The following is a 21,754-nucleotide window of genomic DNA, read 5'->3' on the forward strand; positions in this document are numbered from 1 at the left end:
AATTAGTCTTTTATTTAGAACCCTAGTATAGGAGCATTATATGCAAGTCTATTTGGACAACAACGCGACAACGATGGTCGATCCTGCCGTCGTAGAGGCGATGGTTCCGTATTTTAGTGAGATTTACGGAAACCCGAACTCACTGCATCGTTTTGGTACCGCATCACACCCTGCGATTACAAAAGCGATTAATCAGATGTACAAAGCGATTAACGCGAGCGATAAAGATGATATTATTTTTACCTCATGCGCTACCGAATCGAACAATTGGGTCTTGAAATCGGTATGGATTGATAAGATTGTAAACGGGGATAAAAACCATATCGTTACCAGTGAAATTGAACATCCCTCCGTCCTCTCTACCTGTAGATTCCTCGAGGAACAAGGGGTCAAAGTAACCTATCTTCCGGTGAACGATCAAGGGATTGTTGAAGCCCATACGCTTCGCAGTTTCATTACCGATAAAACGGCGCTTGTCTCCATCATGTGGGCAAACAACGAAACAGGGATGATCTTCCCGATCAAAGAGATGGGTGAAATCTGTAAAGAGAAAGGGGTTCTTTTCCATACAGATGCGGTTCAGGCTGTCGGTAAAATTCCGGTTGATATGCAAGAAGTTCATGTTGATTTTTTATCAATGTCCGCCCATAAATTTCACGGTCCTAAAGGGATCGGAGCCTTGTATATCCGCAATTCGGAAGCGCTTACCCCATTGTTGCACGGCGGAGAACATATGGGAGGACGCCGATCGGGTACTCTCAATGTCCCTTATATTGTAGGGATGGGAAAAGCGATCGAGCTGGCAACAGAGAATATCACTGAAAAAATGGCTTCAATCCGTGCTAAACGCGATCGATTGGAAGATGCGCTACTCTCAGGGCTCAGTGACGTAATGGTCGTCGGGAACCGCGAGAATCGAACACCGAATACGATTTTGATCTCCATTCGCGGGGTTGAAGGGGAGGGGATGCTGTGGGATTTGAACAATGCCCTCATCGGTGCCTCTACCGGTTCGGCCTGTGCCTCGGAAGATCTCGAAGCAAATACGGTCATGCTGGCGATCGGTGCCGATAATGAGTTAGCCCATACGGGGATTCGTTTGAGCCTCAGCCGTTTTACGACAGACGCGGAGATCGATTATGTGATCGAGCGTTTTAGAGGCGCCGTTTTAAGATTACGCGCTATTTCAAGTTCGTATGCAATTGTACAACCCACTGCCGGCGGTGAAGCAACCGCATGCGGAATACATCACTAAAGGATTCTATTATGGCAAAAAACGATTTATTGGGCGGATCTCTTTGGGATCAGTATTCTGACAAAGTAACAACATTAATGAACAACCCTAACAATCAAGGGGAGATCACTCAAGAGGAGTGTGACGCGGCAGGACACAAGCTTATTGTTGCCGATTTCGGAGCGGAGAGCTGCGGCGATGCCGTTCGTTTGTATTGGGAAGTGGCCCCTGCGACTGATACGATTGTAAAATCAAAATTTAAAAGTTTTGGCTGCGGTACGGCGATTGCAAGTTCGGATATGATGGCAGAGCTCTGTATCGGAAAGACGGTACAAGAAGCGGTTAAAATTACCAATATTGATGTCGAAAAATCACTCCGTGATGATCCTGAAATACCGGCTGTTCCGCCGCAAAAAATGCACTGTTCCGTTATGGCGTACGACGTTATCAAAAAAGCGGCGGGACTTTATCTCGGCGTTGATGAGAGCAGTTTTGAAGATGAGATTATCGTGTGCGAATGTGCCCGCGTCAGTCTTGGAACACTTCGTGAAGTGATCAAGCTTAATGATCTCAAAACCATTGAACAAGTGACCGATTACACTAAAGCAGGCGGATTCTGTAAATCGTGTATTAAACCGGGCGGACATGAAGCGCGAGAGTACTATCTTGTGGATATTCTTGCCGATGTTCGTCGTGAGATGGATGAGGAGAAAATGCGTAATGCGGCAGATGCCGGAGCGCATGGTGATTTCGAAGCGATGACATTGGTTCAAAAGATCAAAGCGATTGACAGCGTAGTCGATGAGTCAATTCGTCAGTTTTTGATTATGGACGGTGGAAATATGGAGGTTATCGATATCAAGGATTCTCCTGATTATATCGACGTGTATATTCGCTATTTGGGTGCCTGTAACGGCTGTGCGAGTTCAAGTACGGGGACATTGTACGCTATCGAAGCGACACTCAAAGAGAAACTTTCACAGAAAATCCGCGTATTACCAATCTGATTGTTATTCGTTCGTGGTGAGCCTGTCGAACCATGGACGCTCACCCTTCGACATACCCTATAGGGCACGAGAGCTCAGGGTGAACGGAAAAACATTTAACTAGAACTTGTAATTCACGCCTGCAAAGAAGGCTTGGAAATGTGTTGTTTCTTCTTTGTAAGTACCACTTTCATACTTAGAGTCAGAGAAAAGATAACGATATCCAGCGTCTAAGGAAATATTATCATTTAATTTGTAATCAATTCCCGCTTGCCCTCCATATGCAAGGCCGTCTTGTTTGTAGTTTCCATTTTTATAAATAGAATACCCAACAATCGCACCAATAAACGGTTTTAATGGAGAATTTCCGAATAGATAATCATATCCTACTCCATAAGCATCGGTGGGTTGAATAAAATCTCCTTTACTGATGTATTGGTAAAATGCATAAGCCCGAGAATTTGCATCGAAATAGTAGCCTAGATTAACACCATATGCTGTACTTTTATTGGTAAAAACGACTCCGGTTGATGTTTTGTCTTCCTCTTTCGTTTTGCTGATATCACCACCGAGATAAAATCCGCTTTCATTGGCCATCACGGCAACACTAAGTAATCCAAGTAATGCAAGTTTTTTCATGTAATTGCTCCAAAAATAGTCCAATAAATTGGCTGCGCAAATATTAACAGAAAGAAACTTAAATAATACAGTGTATTTTACATTTTTTTATGTTATTAGAAATTTTTATCAAACCAATCCGCAACCTGACTACGGATCGTATGTCGCAACTGAATCCCTGCAATAAAGTTGTTGTGCTGTGCTTTATTGAGCAAACTTACCAATGCATTACGGCGTTTGGAGAGGAACGGATGGTCGATTTGTCCCGGATCACCCATGACCACGAGGCGTGTTTCATCTCCCATGCGGGTTCCAATCAGTTTGAGAGTGGCATTGGTCATGTTTTGTGCTTCGTCGATAATAACAAACTTACGTGAGATGGTAGTACCGCGCATATGGGCGATATCCATGACCTCGATATTGTATTTTTTCATAAACACTTCAGTGGCGTTTTCCCGTTTCACCGAGTTTGTATTGCCGGTATACTCGACGCGTGCATCGATGGAGCGTTTGCTTTGGTGCTCAATCGTAAAGTTGACGGCAGCATAAAGGGGATACATGAAAAAGCCGAGCTTTTGCTCCTCATCCCCTTTTCGAAATCCAAGTTCCGCTTGCTGATCGTTCGAAGTCACGGTATTACGGGCATAGACGATCCCCTCTACAATTCCCTCTTCGACCAGTTCCAGCCCAGCTTGGAGGGCAACGAGGGTTTTTCCCGATCCGGTTGAACCGGAGACAACGCTAACATAGTTTTGCGGATGGGTCATCATCGCATAATAAAACTTTTGCTCCAGATTCAGAGGACGGACAAACTCTTCGTTGAAGTGTTCCCCGAAACGTCGATCGAAATCACACCACTCGATTTGGTTATTGAAGCTGAATGCGTGACGTTGGATTCCCGTTTCATACATCTCAGAGGTGGTGCTGAGTGCCTTTTGGACAAAAGTGATTTGGTCAAAATTATGGTGTTCGATACCCTCAGGGATTGCCGGAGTCTCTTCATACTCATACGTGTAAGTAAAATCGATTTGTTCCGGTGCTTCGACACTGCTGTTGCGGATACTCTGGGTACGGATACCCCGAATTTCTGCGGCAATACGAAACGACATATCATTGCTAAGGAGGGTGAGGTCGTAATCATCGGCAATTTCACCGATTTTGGCATCGTTGATCCCTTTCGGCTCTGAAAAATTGTGAGATATACGGTAATTTTCACGGTGGACGATAAAGAGGTCGATGAGATTCGCCTCACCTCCGTGGAGGGAGCGATCATAATTGAGGGCTAACCGGTAGTAACGGTCATTTTTACATGCATCCATATCAACATGCTTGCGAACACACTCAGGAAGCTCTATAAAACTGATCGGCTCGCCCCATGCAGCATCAGCAAGGCGGAAAAATTCCCGAGCCTGAAAGCCCGCTTCGGAGCGCATATCGTCTTTTTTACTGTTGAGTTCAGCCAAAACGATGTTAGTGATAACGATACCGTTGTGATTTTCATCACTGATTCGTAAAATGTTGGTGGGATCATCTAAAATAACGGAAGTGTCAAGGAGATAGCAGTTTTGAGTCGTACTCAGCACAAAGAACCCTTTTTATAGGAATTCTTTATGGTAGTGAAAGAAAGCTTAAATATTTATACGTAGTAGTTTTTTACGCCGTTCATTGTTGAACCCATGTTGAGCAGTAGCATATCGGCAACGACAAGTGCCGCCATGGATTCGGCAACGACAGAACCGCGTACAGCGACGCAGGGATCATGACGACCTTTGAGAGAGACATTGATAGACTCATTATGGGTATCGATACTTTCTTGGTCGATGAAAATCGACGGGGTCGGTTTGAAGTGAACGCGCAAGATGACATCATCCCCGTTGCTCATCCCCCCTAAAATGCCACCGGAGTGATTGGTTTTAAAACCGTCTGGAGTGATTGGGTCGTTATTTTGGCTGGCGAGGAGTTCAGCACTGTGAATTCCCTCGCCGATTTCGACCGCTTTGACGGCATTGATTCCCATCATTGCCTCTGCCAACACTGCATCGAGTTTGTAATAAAGCCCCTGTCCTAAGCCGATAGGAAGATGTGAAATTTTGACCGTAGCAACGCCTCCGACCGAATCATGAGCATTTTTAGCCGTTAAAATTGCCGCTTTTTGAGCCTCTTCTACGCTCGCGTCAAGGGCATAGATAGGGCTGTTTTTTGGATACGAGAAATCCAGACTTTGTGCCTCGATGCCGTGGATAGCACTGATACCGCTGGCAAACTCGATCCCCAAAGAACGGAGCATGAGTTTCGCAATCGCTCCTCCCGCAACGCGCGCCGCCGTTTCGCGTGCTGATGAGCGTCCGCCGCCGCGATAGTCGCGGAGACCGTATTTGTGAAAATAGGTAAAGTCTGCATGACCCGGACGAAAAATATCTTTGACATTGCTGTAATCACCGCTCTTTTGGTCGGTGTTGTAGATCACCATCGCTATCGGTGTTCCGGTGCTAAATCCTTCGAATACGCCGCTGAGGATCTCAACTTTATCCTCTTCTTTGCGTGCGGTAGCAAACTCGTTCTGCCCCGGTTTGCGGCGATCGAGTTCGCTTTGAATAAACGCTTCATCGATTTCGAGTCCGGCAGGGACACCGTCGAGAACACAGCCGATCGCTTTGCCGTGGGATTCGCCGAATGTTGTTATGGTAAAACGTTCACCAAACCGATTCATTTGAGCTCCTTTGACAGCATCTCAAGGGCGATTTGCGCCGCCTCTTGCTGGGCTTGTTTTTTACTTTTTCCCTGAGCGGAGGCGTATCGCTTGCCGTCGATGATAACGGCGACTTCAAACTCTTTTTTATGATCGGGGCCGTGAGCGGCGATGAGCTGATATTCGGGAGTGGTTCCGTAATGGGCTTGGGTCAGCTCTTGGAGAGAAGTTTTATAGTCTTTAAAGAGTGAATCGAGCGAAATATCAGGATGAACGTGTTCGAGGAGATCAATGGTAATCTCCTGCACTTTGCCCAAACCGGTTTCGAGGTAGATTGCCCCCATGAGTGCTTCAAACGCATTCGAGAGGAGTGAGCTTTTGGTTCGACCGCTGTTGTTCTCTTCGGCATTGGAGAGATAGATATATCCTCCAAGATCCAAGTGGAGGGCGAGAGCGGTAAAACCCTCTTCGTTGACGAGTGATGCGCGCATTTTTGAGAGTTTCCCCTCGTCGTATCCGCGAAATTTGCTATAGAGGTATTCACCGACGATGAGATCGAGTACCGCATCTCCCAAAAACTCCAAGCGCTCATTATTGTAGGGCTGTTTGTAGCTTTTATGCGTCAGCGCTTCAATAAGGAGCTCTTTGTTTTGAAATGTGTACCCTAAGCGTTCTTGCAGGGTGGTTAAGTTATCCATTAGTGATTTAATCCTTTTTTAAATTTTTCCGCTTTCATCATTTTAACACGGATTGGGAGCAAAGCCCCCCATCCTACGCTAACGCTGAGTTCTCTTCGGCAGAGAGCCCACGCACGCTTGCGTGCTTCTATTTTAAAGTGTTTTTATACTTTTCCGCCTCTTCGCGGGCGATTTGGTCACATTGCTCATTTTCGGGATGACCGTTATGTCCTCGAACCCACACGCCGTTGATACGGTGGCCTCTAGAGACTTTGATATATTCTTGCCAGAGATCGGGGTTTTTGACTTTGGCAAAGTTCCGTTTTATCCATCCCTCCAGCCACTCGTTAATCCCTCGGATCACATAGCTCGAATCGGAGATTACGGTGACATCGCACGGTTCTTTGATCGCACGAAGACCTTCGATCACCCCGAGGAGTTCCATTCGATTATTCGTCGTATGCTCTTCCCCGCCGCTAATAATCCGTTCTTTATCGCCGTAGCGCAGAATCGCTCCAAATCCCCCCGGTCCGGGATTACCCAATGCCGAGCCATCACTGAAGAGAGTTATTTTCTTCAAACCGTTCCTTTGAGAGATTCATTATGTTTTGTACGGTATCAATCGCATGACAGTGAGGACAGCGGTGAAACGGTAAAAACGAGATTTGGTTACACGCATCACACGTATATTCAAATTCCAGTGTTGCTTTTCCTGCACCGCAGCGGCGTAACGCAATCAGAGTGTCAAGCTCGAAAATCGAGCTTCCCTCTGCCAGCTCTACTGAGCTTTTTGCACTGAAAAGCTCACGCAGATAGGTGTTGCTTGCAATTATATCCAAATCGAGATGTTCATCCCCTACACGCCACAATACATCGCTGAGCCGTTCGCTGAGGGATTGATCGAAATGTTTCCACGCCAAAAGCGGACGATACGCAAAAAGCCATTCATACACCATATACCCTAAACAGTGATGGGTTTCGTAAAATGCAATCAACCGGTGCGCTTTTTCATCGATACTGATACGGTGATCGCTAATGAGAAGTTTGCATTCCAAATAGAATTTTTCATTGATCGTTTCGGGTGAGAGTTCTTGTAGGGACTCCATGACTTCTAGCGCTTTATCGTATTGCTGAAGTTGTTCATAGATGAGGACTAAAAAATGGAGTGCTTGGGGTGTTCTGGGTGCATTGCTTAGAATTTGGAGAAAACTCTGACGGGAACGTTCTAAAAATCCTGCTTTGAAAAAACTTTTTCCTAACAATAGCAAAGCGTCTTTTTGAAAGATGGGATCACGATTTTTTGAGAGGAGGGCGTGATAGATTTCAACGCTCTTTTCATAGTTCCCTTGATGCTCAAAGCTTTGCGCCAGTAAAAGCCACGATTCGCTGGTGAGGGAGTTGCTCTGCACTTGCTCAGAGAGTTTTGCCTCTTCTTCAAGCGATTCGAATTTTCCTAAAAATGATTCGAGATCACGATGCTCTCGGGATGTTTTGTATCGCCCCCACCAATAGCTCAAAAACGAGAGAATAAAGAGGAGGATAAAAAAAACGACAACACCGAAAAGGGGATCGCGAAATTCAATAAAAAAAGTGTCCATGACGTATTATAGCTTTTGAAAGGTTATTTCGAGAATGGTTCGTGATTTTGGATCGATCCGGTAGTGTACTGAGGGCTCATTATCATAAGAACAAAGGGCATTAGGGCATGTCAGAGTTTTGGCTTGGGGCAATGGATCACCCAGTCCGAGGTTCTGTTTGTTTTTAATCTGCGGGCTGAGGATATGGATTGCGGCGATTTTTTTACCGGAAGCATCGGACACGATTTGGGCGATGAGTCCATCCCCCCGTTTCATCTGATAGATAATCTCGGGGGATTGCGGGGAAATTTGACTCAGTTTTTCAAACTCAAACCCGTGCAAAGAAGTACTGATTTGCTGGAATGGGGTATCGGGATGGATCGCACCGAGTCCCTCTTCACTGATGGTGAGCGGATAGGGGAGGGCATTATTAGTGCTGTTGCATCCGATGAGTAAAAAAGCGAGTAAAAGGGTACGTGTTATCAAAAGACTCTCTCCACCATCAGTTGGAGGGAGACACGTCCGTTCCATTCATTTTTATTCACTGTATAGCTGCACGACATTTTTTTAGTTTCAGGGTATTCGAGTGTTCGCCGAAATGCGATCAGTTCGAGTGTTTTTGGACTCACAGCAGAGGGACGGAGTTCAATGCGGCTGTGCGATTGGTCACTACCGAACAGTTTTACGGTTACAACATCGGCCTCACGGATCAGAAACCTCGGGCGGGGATTTCCCTCACCGTAGGGTTCGAATTGCTCCAACAGCTCTAAAAGCTGAAAATTGATCATCTCATGTTCCAGCTCACCGACGATCTCATTGTGGGGAATGAAATCAGAAGGATTAACACTTTTTGCCGCTTCATTGATCCCAAGACGAAATGCGGTTACCGTATCACTGCTCATCGAAAGTCCTGCCGCCATTTTGTGACCGCCGAATTTTTGCAGATGTTTCTCTTGGGATTTGATGAGGGTATAGAGATCGACATTACCGATGCTTCGACCGGAGCCTTTGGCAATACCGTTGTGAATACTAAGGACGATGGCAGGTTTTTGAAAATGGTTGACGAGGCGTGATGCCACGATCCCGACGACCCCTTCGTTCCAGTGCTCACCGGCTACGACAATGATTGAATCATCACGGTTTACATGGTCCATTGCTTCGGCGGTGTTTTGCGCTTCGGTCTCTTTGCGCAGGGTATTGAGGGCACTGAGAAGTTCGAACTGATGGTATGCTCTCTCACTGGTATCGGCCAAGAGAAAATCCAAAGCGATTGAAGCATCTTCGAGCCGTCCTGCTGAGTTGATGCGCGGAGCGATTTGAAATGCGATATCTTCAGAGGAGACATTGGAGCGGTTTAGAAAATCACGTATAAGGAGAAACGGAGAGAGGGATGACGTTTGCATCATCTCTAGCCCCGTTTTGACAATGGCACGATTGATCCCTACGAGCGGCATGACATCGGCGATAATGGCGAGAGCGAGAAAGGGGAAAAACTGACGCATATCGATGGTAAGGTTTAGTTCTTGTTTGACTAGCCCCATGAGCAGCCAACCCACTTGTGCGCCGCATATCTCTTTAAACGGATAGGGACAATCATGCTGTTTCGGGTTGATAATGGCATAAGCGTCCGGGAGGATGTCACCAGGGGTGTGGTGATCGGTTATGATCAGATCGATTCCTCGTAACCTGCACACTTCTGCGGCTTCTATGGCATTGATCCCGTTGTCGACGGTAAAGATGACATCCGCATCGAGACGCTCGAGTACATTTTTAGAGACCCCATACCCATCACTAAAGCGGTTTGGTATGGTGGTAGTCAGTGGGTAGGGGATGAGATCGAAAAAACGTTTGACGATGGCGGTCGAGGTGACGCCATCCACATCGTAATCGCCGACCAGAGCGATACGCTCGTTGTTACGGATAGCACGAGCAATCCGCTCGGCCCCTTTTTGGGCATCTTTGAGATTATTGGGGTGGGGTATATCGGAGAGTTTCTCGCTCTGCGCCTCAAAACGACGCGCTAAAAAACTCCCTAGAGAGGTATGATCGAGAAGGGGTACCTCAGGCAGGGTTGACATGCGCGAAGGTTGCTTTCACAAATCCGAGGATGGAGGCATTCGGACTTTGGAGACGAGAGGTGAATTCAGGATGAAATTGTACCCCCAAAAACCATGGATGATTTGGAATCTCAACCGCTTCGATCAAACCATGCGATTCACCGGTAACGACCATTCCAGCCGCTTCGAGTGCTTCGCGATAGGTCGGATTGGCTTCGTAACGGTGACGGTGGCGCTCATAAATCAGGGTTTCGCCGTTATAGGCAGTACGAAGGTTTGACCCCTCTTTGGTTTCACACGGGTATTCGCCCAGACGGAGTGTTCCTCCCATCGGTGAATGGTGGGTCCGTAGCTGTGTTTCACCTGATTGGTCGATGAAATTATCGATTAGATAAATCATTGGATGGGTCGTCTTCGGGTTAAACTCGATGGAATTGGCATCGGCATAGCCTAAGACATTGCGTGCGTATTCGACGATGGAGAGCTGCATCCCCAAACAGATTCCCAAATACGGGATTTTATTTTCACGGGCGTAGCGAATTGCTTCGATTTTCCCTTCAACTCCACGGTTACCGAAACCGCCGGCAACGAGAACCGAATCACAGTCGCGCAACAGTGCTTCTGCCCCTTGCGTTTCGATTTTTTCACTGTCAATCCAGTTGATCGCTACGCGGGTATCGAGATGCGCTCCCGAATGGATAAACGCTTCGATGAGCGATTTATACGACTCTTTGAGTTCCAGATATTTACCGACAAATCCGATGGTAACATGGTGTTTTGGAGAGACGATCTTTTTGACCAATGAATCCCACTGTTCCATATCGGGTTTAAGTTCTCCAAGACCGAGCTCTTTAGCGATCGGGGCAAGGATGTTTTGTTGTAAAAAGCTCAATGGTACTGCATAAATGGTTTGCTCATCCATTGCTTCGATGATACTGTCCGAGCTGACATCACAGGCGAGGGCAAGTTTCTTTTTAAAGGTTCTTGGGAGTTTTTCTTCACTACGGGCGATAATCATCTGTGGGGTGATTCCGATACGACGAAGCTCCTGAACTGAGTGCTGGGTCGGTTTACTTTTGTGCTCACCGGCCGCTTTGATGAACGGGATGAGGGTAACGTGGATGAAAAATGTCCCTTCTACCTCGTCATCGTGTTTCATGGTGCGAATCGCTTCCATAAACGGCAATCCCTCGATGTCTCCGACGGTACCGCCGAGCTCAACAACAAGAATCTCATGCCCCTCACCGGCTTTTTTAATACGATCAACAATTTCTCCGACGATATGAGGAACAACCTGAATCGTCTGCCCCAAATACCCGCCGCTGCGCTCACGTTCAATAACCGAGCTGTAGACTTGACCCGTCGTGAAATTGCTGGTGCGTAAAAAAGATGCGTCGAGAAAACGTTCGTAGTTTCCAATGTCCAAATCCGTTTCGGCACCGTCTTGGGTTACGAATACTTCACCGTGTTCCAGTGGGCTCATGGTTCCCGGGTCAACGTTGATATACGGATCGATTTTGAGCATTCCGACTTGTTTGCCGGAGTGTTTGAGCAGTGCACCGATACTGGCTGCCGTAATCCCTTTTCCGAGTGAACTCAGAACTCCGCCGGTTACAAAAATATATTTGGTCATTGAATCATTCCTTAGCTATTAGCGTTTTTACGATGGGGTTAAATGGGTCGTGGTGATCCAAAACGTCGACAAATTGCCGCTCTTCTTAAGGAACGTATTATATACTTTTAAGACTTATAAAAATGTTTGACAAATTGGAAATTAGTGGAATCGGTACTTTATTACATCACAATAGCTTTAGGAATGTCGATTGTTGTCAATCTTGTCCTCAAGCGATTTGGAATTTCGCCGATTATCGGTTACATTTTGACCGGTGTGACGGTTGCGTACGGATTCGATTTGCGTCACATGGCCGATTCGCATACCTTAGAGATGATTGCCGAATTCGGTGTGGTTTTTTTGATGTTTACGATCGGACTGGAAGTGTCGTTGCAACGCCTTTCAACGATGAAAACCGATGTCTTTTTTAACGGTTCGCTTCAAGTTCTTCTCTCTGCGGGCATCTTTTTTTCTTTTGCGTACGGAGTATTCGGAATTTCATTAGAAACGGCATTGATTATTTCGATGGCATTGTCGCTCTCTTCGACCGCAGTCGTTTTGAGTTATCTCAAATCGACCAAAGAGATTGCCCGTCCCTATGGCCAAAAGTCGACCGGGATTTTGATTTTTCAAGATATTGCCGTTATCCCGATCTTAATCTTGATCGGATTTTTAAGCTCAAACGGTAAAGATATCAGTGATGTATTACTTCAAACGGCGATCAGTGCGTTGGTCATTGTAGGATTGTTGTTTATCGTAGGCAAGAGAATGATGACATGGTTGCTCCATTTCTCCTCTTCGAGTGAAGTGGACGAACTGTTTATGGGTTCGGTTTTGGTTATTGTTGTGGCTTCTTCCCTGTTAGCTTCGTATGCCGGATTTACCTACTCTCTTGGGGCATTTGTCGCGGGGATGATTATTGCTGAAACCCGTTATCACCATAAAGTTGAATCCGATATCGCACCGTTTAAAGATTTATTGCTCGGAACCTTTTTTGTTACGGTCGGGATGAAGATCGATTTGGCACTGTTTGTAACCCATTTGTCTGAGATTATGATGATTCTCTTGGGGGTTTTGATCGTTAAGGCGATAATTATTTATGGAGTTATCCGTATCTATTCCCAAGCCAAAATCGCGTTTAAAACCGCTATTGCCCTTTCGCAGGTCGGAGAGTTCTCCTTTGCAATTTTTGCACTTGCGGGAAATAACAAGCTTATTCCCGATGAACTTTCTCAGATTTTGGTATTGGTCATTGTCTTATCGATTGTAGCTACCCCTATAATTTTGGCAAATTTGTCGAAGATCAGCAGCTATTTTTTCAAAGATATCAGCGTTACCGAAACGTTTGCCATGTTGCCCGGACGTAAAAATCATGTTATCGTCTGCGGCTACGGGGTTGTGGGAAAATTCGTGGCTAAAGCATTGAAGGCCGAGGGGGTCGATTACGTTGTTGCCGACAACAGCTATAAACACGTCGAAGAGGCGCTTCGTGATGGGCAAGAGGTCTATTTTGGGGATATGTCTAAAAGCGCTATTTTGGATAAATTGTGTACCAAAGAGTCGGTAAGTGTTATCGTCACGCTCGATAATTTGGATAAAAAGAGACTTATTTGTGAAACGATTATCCGTTATGCGCCGAATGTGAAACTGGTAGTTAAAGTGATTAGTTTAGAAGAAAAGCGTGCCCTTCGAGGACTTCCCATCTCCATCACGATCGATGGAAAGAGAGAAGTGGCGGCACGCTTGGTCAGCGAAGCGCTTTATTGTAGTATTTAAGCGGGTTTTTGTTCAGTGACGAGCCATTGAAGATAGCGTATCGACCACTCTAAATCTTCTATTGCAGTATCGACCGCTTCGAGAGGCTGATCGAGTTGGCTTTTGAGTTCTTTTAGGCGTTGTTTGAGATACTGTGCCATATGGTAGTAGGTGTTGAGAGAGGTGTCGTCTTGGGCTTTGATAATTAAATCTTCCAAAGTTGCAACCAACTCTTTTTCATTGGGGAAAATATTTCCCGCTTTACGAAGGGTTCGCTGTACCTTTTGGAGGTGCTCCATATCGACTTTGAAATTATCGGTATTGTTCATTTTTTTCCTTGGATACGCCACGCGAGCAAAGCCCACGTGGCTACGCTAACGCTGAGTTCTCTTCGGCAGAGAGCCCCCATGCACGCTTGCGTACATAATGTTAATTTCCTCGAGAACCGGGTTTGATCGCTTCAGAACCATCCGCACACAATGGGCAATTTTCCGGTGCATACATCTCAAAATCGAAATCAGCGAGGGCGAAAAGAGGTTTATCCGCAGGTAAAGCACAGTTGGTTTTACGCTCCAAGGCGCTTCCGTCACGTTTGCAAAACCCACGGTTAGCGAGGGCTGCGAAACCTACCACGACACCGCCGAGGGCTTCGATAGCCTTTGCCGCTTCCATAGCAGATCCGCCGGTGGTGATGATATCTTCACAGATGAGGACTTTCTCACCCGGAGTGATTTCAAAACCGCGACGAATCTGCATTTCACCATTGACACGCTCTGCAAAAATCGAACGTTTATCGAGTGCTGTCGCAAGAGCAAATCCTGCGATGAGTCCGCCGAGTGCCGGAGCACAAACGGTATCAATTTCGATCCCGTTTTTTTGAATATTGGCGGCTAGCGCATCCGCGAGAAGCTTTGCGGTGCGAGGTTGCTCCAACACTTTTGCCGATTGTAGGTAATACGCAGAGTGATTGCCCGAGCTGAGTTTAAAATGCCCTTCAAGCATTGCGCTTGCATCGAGATAGATTTGTTTGATATCCATTAGGGTTATACCGTCAAGATGTCTTGCTCTTTACTTTTGAGCAATTCTTCGATTTTGGCGATAAATTTATCGGTGATCTTTTGGACTTTATCCTGAGCCCCTTTGGACTCATCGGCGGTTACCAATTTATCTTTTTCGAGTACTTTGATTTTATCGTTTGCTTTTTTGCGGTCATTACGTACGGCAACTTTTGCATCTTCCGCCATTCCACGTGCTTTTTTCGCGGTATCGTGACGCTGATCTACGGTCATCGCAGGGAAGAAAAGTTTGATATCGGTTCCGTTATTGTTCGGATTGACTCCGATATCGGCTTTCATGATCGCTTTTTCGATCACTGAGAGCATCGATTTATCCCACGGAGAGATCGTAATAGTCGTAGCATCGGTAGCAAGAACACTTGCGGCTTGATCGATAGGAGTCAGCGAACCGTAGTTGTCAACGCGAACATTATCCAAGATTTTAGTGGTGACACGTCCGGTGCGGAGTGTGCGGAAGTTGCTGAGAAGATGCTCACAGCTTCCTTGCATTTTTTCTTCGCAAAATTGATACACTTCGTTTAACATGAAATTCCCCTTCGTCTTATTTGGTAATATTGGTATCGTTTACGATATCGATCGTAGGTGCGGCAACCTCAGTCGTCTCAACCATAGCGTCGACAACCGAAGCATTTTTTTGTTGAGCGTAGAAATAACCCAATGCGATTGTGTTCACCACAAAAACAAATCCGAGGAAAAAGGTCACTTTAGCCAAAAAGCTCCCCGGTCCTTTAGCCCCGAAAACTGATTCGTTAGAACCGCTGTATGCTCCCAAGCCGATGCTGGAGCTTTTTTGCAAAAGTACGGCGATAGTGATCATTACTACGAGTACAATTTGCACGATGAGCAGAATACCTGTCATGTTAATCCTTAAATAATAAAAAAGTTCGCGATTATAGCACAGTGTTGATTAGAGGGTGATGAAGCTCTTTTTTAAACCGATTAGGATTAAAATACCCTTTTTACAAAAAGGAAAACGGTTATGTGCAAAAAATGTCCCCACAAGAAAAAAGTAGCCTATGCCATTGCAATCGTTGTCTCAACGGTAGCCTATTACTTTATCTTTACGCAATTTTAGATTAGCGATCAATTTTCTTTAAGAGAGTGAATAAAAATTACTATAAATGAGAGTCAAATTAATGGATACAAAACGACTGATAGTGTTTGGCGGTATTATTGTTGCAATCGTTATAGGGATGAGTTTTTTTTCTCCAAAGCCTCAGAAAAAGGAGAGTACAGGCGACGTTAAAGCGGTTGTCTCTGTCAGTACCTTTTCTCTGTTCGAAGTTGCCAATGCTGTTGCCGGTGATGCTCTTGATATCCGTTCCATTGTTCCGTTGGGGAGCGATGCTCATATGTTTTCTCCTAATCCGACTCAGGTTGCCGAGATTTCAGGTGCGGCGTTGTTTATCTATAACGGTGCAGGATTTGAGACATGGGCCGAAAATCTGATAAACACCCTCCCTGAAACGACGCAGGTTATCGACATGAGCCACTATATGACTTTGATGAAAAGCAAAGAAGATCACCACGATGAAGCAGAACATGAGGGGGAAGAGACTCATGATCACGGAGCGTCTGACCCTCACTATTGGCTCGATATCGACAATATGATCAAAATGACCCAAACATTGGATACACAATTCTCAAAACTTGCCCCTCTCAAAGCGGAGTATTTTCATCACAATGCACGTGCCTATATTACCGAACTCCAAAAACTCAAATTAGAATACACAACAGGCTTGGCGGAGTGTAAAAATCGTGCCCTTATCTCAAATCACGACGCATTCGGTTATTTGGCAAATGCCAATAAGTTGGAAAATGTGTCTGTTATCGGATTGTCCAGTGATGAGCAGCCGAGCGCACAGACGGTAGCCCATGTGGTCGAAGTAGTTAAAAAATACGGGATGAAAACGATCTTTTTTGAAGAGATGATCAACGATAACGTCTCTCAAACCATTGCACGCGAAACGGGGGCGAAGGCGCTCTCCCTCCAACCGCTGGAAAATATTAGCCAAGATGAGTTAAAATCGCATCAAACGTATCTCTCGATAATGCGAGAGAACCTAAAAAAATTACGTGAAGCTATGGAGTGCCGTTGAAATTTTCCCCGAGTCTTTTCGAAGTGAACAGCCTCAATTTTGAGCGACAGGGCAATCTTGTCCTCAAAGGGGCAACATTTCAAATTCTTCCGGGGGAATATTGTGCCATTATCGGCCCTAACGGCGGAGGGAAAACAACCCTTGTCCGTCTTTTGTTGGGCCTCGAAAAACCGACATCGGGTGCGATTAAACTTTTCGGAATGGCTCAAAATCGCTTTCGAGACTGGAACCGTATCGGCTATGTTCCTCAGCGTTCCGCTTTGGTGGACAGCACTTTTCCGGCAACGGTGCGTGAAGTGGTTGGGATGGGTCGATACGCCGTGAGGGGAATTTTGGGATTTGAATCGGACGAAGATAAAGCCTCGATTAGTGAGGCGATGGAGTTGATGGGGGTGCAGGATTTATCGGATCGTCTGATCGGTAACCTCTCCGGCGGTCAGCGCCAGCGAGTGATGATCGCTCGCGCACTTGCTTCTAACCCGGATGTATTGATTGTTGATGAGCCCAACACGGGGGTTGATGTTGAATCCCAGCACCGTTTTTACGAACTGCTCCGTACCCTTAACCGTACCAAAAAAATGTCTATCCTCTTTATTACTCACGATATCGGAGTAATTGCCGAGGATATTACCCGCGTCTTGTTTGTCAACCAAACACTGCTCGTTTCCAAAAATCCTGCTGAAATGATCCGATGTGATGAGATGAGCCGGCTCTACGGCACACCGGCACACGTTGTGTGTCATAATCATTGAAGGGGGTAACGAATGTTGGAAATGTTTAATTACCCCTTTATGCAGCGGGCGTTTATCGCGGGATTGATGATAGCGGTTTTAGCGGCACTCAGCGGTTCTTTTATCGTTCTTCGCCGTTATTCATTGCTCAGCGAAACTTTGGCACACGTATCGTTAGTCGGTGTGGCAATAGGACTATTATTTGGGATGAGCCCGTTGTGGATAGCGGTTGTTGCATCACTGCTTGCATCATGGATGATCGAATATCTGCGCAGTGTTCATGGGATGTATTCGGATTCGATACTTGCTATATTTCTATCAGGCTCACTTGCCCTTGCCATTGTTATTGTCTCGCTGGCAGGATCGTTTAATGCCTCCCTTTTTAGCTATCTTTTTGGCTCCATCCTCTCAGTAAGCACTCAGGATTTGTGGGTGATGGGGATTTTCGGCTCCTTGGCGATGGCACTGCTGCTCACTTTCTTCAAAGAACTCTATTTTATCGCTTTTGATGAGGATGTTGCCCGTGCGGGGGGTATCCGTGTTACGTTACTAAACTTTATGCTCGTGAGTGTTATAGCCGTGATCATCGCCCTATCGATTCGGGTGGTTGGGACGCTTCTTATCGGCGCATTGATGGTGATTCCTCCGGTTGCCGCAATCCGTTTCGGCATGGGTTTTTATCCGACCACGCTCCTTTCTATCGCGATAGCCCTCATTTCGGTGGTGATCGGACTCAGTGCTTCGTATCTTTTTTCACTTCCCAGCGGTGCCGCTATTGTCTTATCTCTTCTTGTTATCTTTATCATTGCCTTGGTGGTTAATCGTCGATGAGTAGTGCGTGTCATGAGTTTTCCCGCTACGCTGCAGAATATGGCAGTCGTAATGTAATTCAACGCCTCGTTGCCAAAAAACTGATTGCCTCCACCCCTAATCAGCCAAAGCAGATAGTGGATTTGGGATGCGGGAACGGAACCCTTTATTCGCTGATTGATTGGGAGGTTGAACATTTTGTCGGCATCGATTTTTCCGCACAGATGTTAGAACATCACCCCTTATCACCCAATGTTGAGTTGATCTTGGGCGATTTTAACGATCCGGCATTATTTGAAACGTTAAGTGCTGAGTGCTTTGAGCATATTTACTCCGCTTCAGCATTGCAGTGGGCGGATGATCTGGAGAGTGTGTTAAAATCCCTAGCATCGCTCAATACCCCCATTTCGCTGGCTATTTTCACTTCAGGAACCTTTAAAACCCTTCACGAATGTGCGGGGGTTACTCCGTTGTTACGCTCTAGCGATGAGGTCATAGCTATGGCTGAAAAATATATGGACGCACGATTTGAAGTACTTCATACAACGTTGGAGTTTGATTCGGTACGGGAGATGTTTCGCTATATCAAACGAAGCGGAGTGAGTGGTGGGCGTCGCGTTCTTAACTATGCACAAACAAAGCAGTTAATGGAATTTTATCCGCTTAATTATTTAGAATTTGAAGTATTATTTATTTTAAAAAGTTAATCTTTTTTTACTCTTATCCGTTATACTATAACCTCATAATTAGTGGAGGATATACAAATGCACGGTATAGAAAAATATGATAATCTCAAAGATGTTATTCCAAAGCTTCAAAGCGTTTTGGCGGAAGCGATTCAGTCGGAATTTTTAGAGATTAAAAAGATTGACAAAGAGTGTGAAAAATTTATTACCTTAGCAGAACATATTCCTGAGCTCTCACGGGCAGAGTATGTTATTTTTTCTCACCATATCAAAAAAAATGAACATAAAAATGAGATTTTCGTATTTATCGATGCTGAAGGAGGGATTGTCCGCCACGTAAGTGGGCGTGAGATGGAACTGTATGGTCTTTTGGAGCCGTGTGCTACTTTGCACGTATCCGATGAGTACCAAAAACAACAAGAACATGCTTAATCGGATGAGTGTCGTCACTGATTCAGAAACGTATTTTTTCTCCACCCACCATTTTTAAAACACTTTTGGCCGCGAATACTCCACTGGCAAAACATCCGGTTAAGAGATAACCACCGGTTGGTGCATCCCAATCGAGCATTTCACCTGCACAAAAGATATTCGGAAGAGCGTGGAGCATAAGATCCTCGTCCAGTGCTTCACGCATCACCCCTCCTGCCGTGCTAATGGCTTCCTCTATGGGTTGCATTCCCATGAGGGTAATGGGATATTTCTTTACATATGCCGCAACGCTGAGGGGGTCAGACCATCGATTTTTGGCTAACCCTTCACGAATGAGTGCCGCTTTAACCCCCTCCAAACCCGCTTTGCGCCATGTGTTGTCAAGTGATTGTTTTGTAGATGAGGTGAGTCGTGATACCAAAGCAGCTTCACTTATATGAGGCAAAAGGTCTAAATAGAGGATTGCCGAGCCATGCGCCATCATTTCTTCGCGTAATGGACGCGACAGCGCATAGACCAATCCCCCCTCAATACCGTAGGTTGTTAAAACAGCTTCGGAGGAACTGATACTCTCTTCGGCTCCTTTAACCCATCCCGAGATATTTTTTAACGCTTTCCCTAAATGGGGCTGCAAGAAGGGGGACCATGTTGATTTAAATCCACAGTTTGAGGGCAGTAGCGGATTAATGGTTACCCCTTGAGCCGCCAAAATAGTGACCCACGCTCCATCCGAGCCTAAACTGCCCCAGCTTCCGCCGCCCAAAGCTAAAATCGTTGCATCGGCTTTTACGACTACTTCACCCTCCGGGCACTCAAACACTAAAGAGCATTCATCTCTAAAGCCTTTCCAATAATGGCGACAATGAACGCGAACCTCCCGTTTTTTTAACGAAGAGAGCCACCGCCGTAACAGCGGTGCGGCTTTCATCTCGGTGGGGAAAACTCTCCCCGATGTCCCGACGAACGAATCGACCCCCAAACTCTCCATCCATCCTCTAATCATAGTAGCATCAAATGCTCTAATCATAGGCTTCAGCCAATCGCTTTGATCATAGCGACCGATAAAATCATCCATCGGTTCGCTGTGGGTAATATTTAACCCACCCTTGCCCGCCATGAGGAATTTCCGACCTACAGAAGGTTTCGCCTCGTAAATATCGACACTTATCCCTGCTGCAGATAAAACATCCGCTGCCATCAATCCGGCGGGTCCTGCTCCGATAATGACGATTCGTTTAGGTTTCAACGAGACCCGTTACTGTGGTCTAAAAGGTTTTTCTTTTCTAATGTATAGAGTTCGTAGCGGATATTCTTAAATCGCTCGCTCAAAGCAGGTTCCACTATCTTATACAGCTCTTCTAAAACCCTGGAAGATTCCTGAGCTCTTTTATAGTTAGCTATTAGTATGGATCGTAGATCGGTACGGTTCATTTCGCTTTGCATTGTTGGACGCAAGACATCATTAACGCTGTCGCGTGAGGCGAGGAGTGCTTCGAGAGGTTCGATCCGGCATTGATGGCGGAGATTTTTGAGTGAAGTGGAGAGCTCCTTGTCATTGTGAACATAGCGCGCTATATCCTCAATCACACGGATACCCTCTTTGAGGCGGTTTGTATTGGCATCTACCACCCGGAGAAGTTCCGGGGGAAGTTGATTATTCGTCATTGCTTCCGAAAATTCCGAAGAGTTGGAGCAATGCGGTAAAGATATTGAGAAAATCGAGATACAACGCAAGGGCACCGTCGATAGGAGTCTCGTAGTTTCCATTCATAATGTTCTGCGTATCATAAATAACCATGATGCTAAACAGTATTACAACCACGCCTGAAATAGCAACGTGCAAGATTGGATTACCAAGGAAGATATTTAAAATTGAAAAACCAATAATCACCAACATTGCAATCATTAACGGTTTACCGTAACTGGTAAAGTCTTTAGTAGTTTTGATAGCATAAAAACTCATAGCACCAAAAACGACAGAGGTCATGGCAAATGCATTACCGATAATGGTTGCCCCGCCATTCATTCCCAGGGTGCGTGCCAATAATGGTGCTAACATCAAACCGGTCATAAAGACAAACCCAAACATAACCGCTAAATTAATACCGGGTTTATGTTTGACAAAATGTAAACCGATGAGGAAACCGATTTCCAAAGCAAACAAAGGCCAAAAATAATTAGCGATTGCTCCAGCTAGAGGAACACCAACGTATGCACCGACTGCGCCTGCCATCATTGAAGCGGCGAACAGTTTATACGTATCTTTAACAAACGAAACGATCTGCGCCTCACTGCGGTGAGCGCTCTCGTAACCAAAAGCACCTTCTCGTGCGTATTCGCGATCATATAAAGCCATAGCTTTTTCCTTATAAGGGATTTTACAAAAGTGATTATACAAGAGTTTGATTAACCGTTCATTTGATTATAAAGATAAATAGAGGAGTTTAGAGGGAGAAAATGGGTAGAAATGTTACATTTTTAAGGGTTCAAAATAGAAAATAAAAACTTTTTGACATATTTTGCCTATTTGCTCGAAAACCTCTTGACATCTAAGACTAAATCCCCTATAATTCCCGTCCACAAACGATGAGACGCTTCGAAAAGAAGGGTTGAGTTTGAGTTTGCGATCATTGAAAACTAAGTAGGTCAAACGGTTCGAGACGGTGTCTTCGAGACGTTGACCTTATGTCAACACAATACAACAACCGTCTATTT

The 21,754-nt window shown here is 45.6% G+C and carries 24 protein-coding genes; 8 read left to right on the forward strand and 16 right to left on the reverse strand.

Going from position 1 to position 21,754, the window contains the following annotated elements:
• Positions 1-40 precede the first annotated feature (40 nt).
• Together A3G19_RS06325 and A3G19_RS06330 are read left to right on the forward strand one after the other, a co-directional pair.
• Positions 41-1,255, forward strand: coding sequence for a NifS family cysteine desulfurase (locus A3G19_RS06325; protein WP_294871274.1), 1,215 nt, complete (start codon positions 41-43; stop codon positions 1,253-1,255).
• 11 nt (positions 1,256-1,266) lie between these two features.
• Positions 1,267-2,241 (forward strand): iron-sulfur cluster assembly scaffold protein, encoded by a 975-nt coding sequence (locus A3G19_RS06330; RefSeq protein ID WP_294871277.1) that lies wholly within the window; start codon positions 1,267-1,269, stop codon positions 2,239-2,241.
• Positions 2,242-2,340: 99 nt separating this feature from the next.
• On the opposite strand, the gene A3G19_RS06335 is transcribed toward A3G19_RS06330, so the two are convergent.
• From A3G19_RS06335 to A3G19_RS06375, 9 genes are all read right to left on the reverse strand, one after another.
• A complete protein-coding gene (locus A3G19_RS06335; RefSeq protein ID WP_294871279.1) occupies positions 2,341-2,859 on the reverse strand; it encodes an outer membrane beta-barrel protein in 519 nt (172 codons plus the stop codon).
• Between the two features lie 95 nt (positions 2,860-2,954).
• The gene (locus tag A3G19_RS06340; protein ID WP_294871283.1) at positions 2,955-4,421 is read right to left on the reverse strand and encodes a PhoH family protein; all 1,467 of its coding nucleotides are present in this window, start codon (positions 4,419-4,421) and stop codon (positions 2,955-2,957) included.
• A 53-nt stretch (positions 4,422-4,474) separates the two neighbouring features.
• On the reverse strand, positions 4,475-5,548 hold the full coding sequence (gene aroC, locus A3G19_RS06345; protein ID WP_015654759.1) for a chorismate synthase: 1,074 nt from the start codon (positions 5,546-5,548) through the stop codon (positions 4,475-4,477).
• Entirely contained in the window at positions 5,545-6,225 is a 681-nt protein-coding gene (gene rnc / locus A3G19_RS06350; protein WP_015654758.1) for a ribonuclease III, read from the reverse strand. The genes aroC and rnc overlap by 4 nt, the downstream gene beginning before the upstream one ends.
• 127 nt (positions 6,226-6,352) lie before the next feature.
• Complete coding sequence (gene rnhA, locus A3G19_RS06355) at positions 6,353-6,784, reverse strand: ribonuclease HI (RefSeq protein WP_294871286.1); 432 nt, start codon at positions 6,782-6,784, stop codon at positions 6,353-6,355.
• Positions 6,759-7,802 (reverse strand): tetratricopeptide repeat protein, encoded by a 1,044-nt coding sequence (locus A3G19_RS06360; RefSeq protein ID WP_294871289.1) that lies wholly within the window; start codon positions 7,800-7,802, stop codon positions 6,759-6,761. The genes rnhA and A3G19_RS06360 overlap by 26 nt, the downstream gene beginning before the upstream one ends.
• 6 nt (positions 7,803-7,808) lie before the next feature.
• Positions 7,809-8,267 carry a hypothetical protein gene (locus A3G19_RS06365; RefSeq protein ID WP_294871292.1) on the reverse strand — a complete coding sequence of 153 codons (459 nt, stop codon included), beginning with the start codon at positions 8,265-8,267 and terminating at the stop codon, positions 7,809-7,811.
• Positions 8,264-9,859, reverse strand: coding sequence for a single-stranded-DNA-specific exonuclease RecJ (gene recJ, locus A3G19_RS06370; protein ID WP_294871295.1), 1,596 nt, complete (start codon positions 9,857-9,859; stop codon positions 8,264-8,266). Before recJ ends, A3G19_RS06365 begins: the two co-directional genes overlap by 4 nt.
• Positions 9,843-11,471, reverse strand: coding sequence for a CTP synthase (locus A3G19_RS06375; protein ID WP_294871297.1), 1,629 nt, complete (start codon positions 11,469-11,471; stop codon positions 9,843-9,845). Before A3G19_RS06375 ends, recJ begins: the two co-directional genes overlap by 17 nt.
• A 144-nt stretch (positions 11,472-11,615) precedes the next feature.
• Between A3G19_RS06375 and A3G19_RS06380 the strand changes: the two genes are divergently transcribed.
• Positions 11,616-13,226 (forward strand): cation:proton antiporter, encoded by a 1,611-nt coding sequence (locus tag A3G19_RS06380; RefSeq protein WP_294871301.1) that lies wholly within the window; start codon positions 11,616-11,618, stop codon positions 13,224-13,226.
• Here the strand turns inward: A3G19_RS06380 and A3G19_RS06385 are convergent.
• From A3G19_RS06385 to secG, 4 genes are all read right to left on the reverse strand, one after another.
• Complete coding sequence (locus A3G19_RS06385) at positions 13,223-13,534, reverse strand: hypothetical protein (RefSeq protein ID WP_294871303.1); 312 nt, start codon at positions 13,532-13,534, stop codon at positions 13,223-13,225. The two genes, A3G19_RS06380 and A3G19_RS06385, sit on opposite strands and share 4 nt — an antisense overlap.
• 100 nt (positions 13,535-13,634) lie before the next feature.
• Positions 13,635-14,243 carry an orotate phosphoribosyltransferase gene (gene pyrE, locus A3G19_RS06390; RefSeq protein WP_294871306.1) on the reverse strand — a complete coding sequence of 203 codons (609 nt, stop codon included), beginning with the start codon at positions 14,241-14,243 and terminating at the stop codon, positions 13,635-13,637.
• 5 nt (positions 14,244-14,248) lie between these two features.
• The gene (gene frr, locus A3G19_RS06395) at positions 14,249-14,806 is read right to left on the reverse strand and encodes a ribosome recycling factor (protein ID WP_015654749.1); all 558 of its coding nucleotides are present in this window, start codon (positions 14,804-14,806) and stop codon (positions 14,249-14,251) included.
• 16 nt (positions 14,807-14,822) lie between these two features.
• On the reverse strand, positions 14,823-15,140 hold the full coding sequence (secG, locus tag A3G19_RS06400) for a preprotein translocase subunit SecG (protein ID WP_015654748.1): 318 nt from the start codon (positions 15,138-15,140) through the stop codon (positions 14,823-14,825).
• A 277-nt stretch (positions 15,141-15,417) separates the two neighbouring features.
• Here secG and A3G19_RS06405 point away from each other — a divergent pair, with 277 nt between their 5' ends.
• Genes A3G19_RS06405 through A3G19_RS06425 form a run of 5 tightly spaced genes read left to right on the forward strand, consistent with a single transcriptional unit; the run spans position 15,418 to position 19,039 of the window.
• Positions 15,418-16,380 (forward strand): zinc ABC transporter substrate-binding protein, encoded by a 963-nt coding sequence (locus tag A3G19_RS06405; RefSeq protein WP_015654747.1) that lies wholly within the window; start codon positions 15,418-15,420, stop codon positions 16,378-16,380.
• Positions 16,371-17,132 carry a metal ABC transporter ATP-binding protein gene (locus tag A3G19_RS06410; protein ID WP_291750907.1) on the forward strand — a complete coding sequence of 254 codons (762 nt, stop codon included), beginning with the start codon at positions 16,371-16,373 and terminating at the stop codon, positions 17,130-17,132. Before A3G19_RS06405 ends, A3G19_RS06410 begins: the two co-directional genes overlap by 10 nt.
• A 12-nt stretch (positions 17,133-17,144) precedes the next feature.
• On the forward strand, positions 17,145-17,942 hold the full coding sequence (locus A3G19_RS06415) for a metal ABC transporter permease (protein WP_294871310.1): 798 nt from the start codon (positions 17,145-17,147) through the stop codon (positions 17,940-17,942).
• Complete coding sequence (locus A3G19_RS06420; RefSeq protein ID WP_294871313.1) at positions 17,939-18,628, forward strand: methyltransferase domain-containing protein; 690 nt, start codon at positions 17,939-17,941, stop codon at positions 18,626-18,628. The genes A3G19_RS06415 and A3G19_RS06420 overlap by 4 nt, the downstream gene beginning before the upstream one ends.
• 57 nt (positions 18,629-18,685) lie before the next feature.
• Complete coding sequence (locus A3G19_RS06425) at positions 18,686-19,039, forward strand: hypothetical protein (protein WP_015654743.1); 354 nt, start codon at positions 18,686-18,688, stop codon at positions 19,037-19,039.
• Positions 19,040-19,061: 22 nt separating this feature from the next.
• Here A3G19_RS06425 and A3G19_RS06430 read toward each other — a convergent pair whose 3' ends face one another.
• Genes A3G19_RS06430 through A3G19_RS06440 form a run of 3 tightly spaced genes read right to left on the reverse strand, consistent with a single transcriptional unit; the run spans position 19,062 to position 21,395 of the window.
• The gene (locus tag A3G19_RS06430) at positions 19,062-20,285 is read right to left on the reverse strand and encodes a TIGR03862 family flavoprotein (RefSeq protein WP_294871316.1); all 1,224 of its coding nucleotides are present in this window, start codon (positions 20,283-20,285) and stop codon (positions 19,062-19,064) included.
• The gene (locus A3G19_RS06435) at positions 20,282-20,704 is read right to left on the reverse strand and encodes a thiamine-phosphate pyrophosphorylase (RefSeq protein WP_294871319.1); all 423 of its coding nucleotides are present in this window, start codon (positions 20,702-20,704) and stop codon (positions 20,282-20,284) included. The genes A3G19_RS06430 and A3G19_RS06435 overlap by 4 nt, the downstream gene beginning before the upstream one ends.
• Entirely contained in the window at positions 20,694-21,395 is a 702-nt protein-coding gene (locus tag A3G19_RS06440) for a Bax inhibitor-1/YccA family protein (protein WP_015654740.1), read from the reverse strand. The genes A3G19_RS06435 and A3G19_RS06440 overlap by 11 nt, the downstream gene beginning before the upstream one ends.
• Positions 21,396-21,754 lie beyond the last annotated feature (359 nt).

The sequence above is a fragment of the Sulfuricurvum sp. RIFCSPLOWO2_12_FULL_43_24 genome, assembly GCF_001829605.1.
In the GTDB taxonomy this organism is placed as follows: domain Bacteria; phylum Campylobacterota; class Campylobacteria; order Campylobacterales; family Sulfurimonadaceae; genus Sulfuricurvum.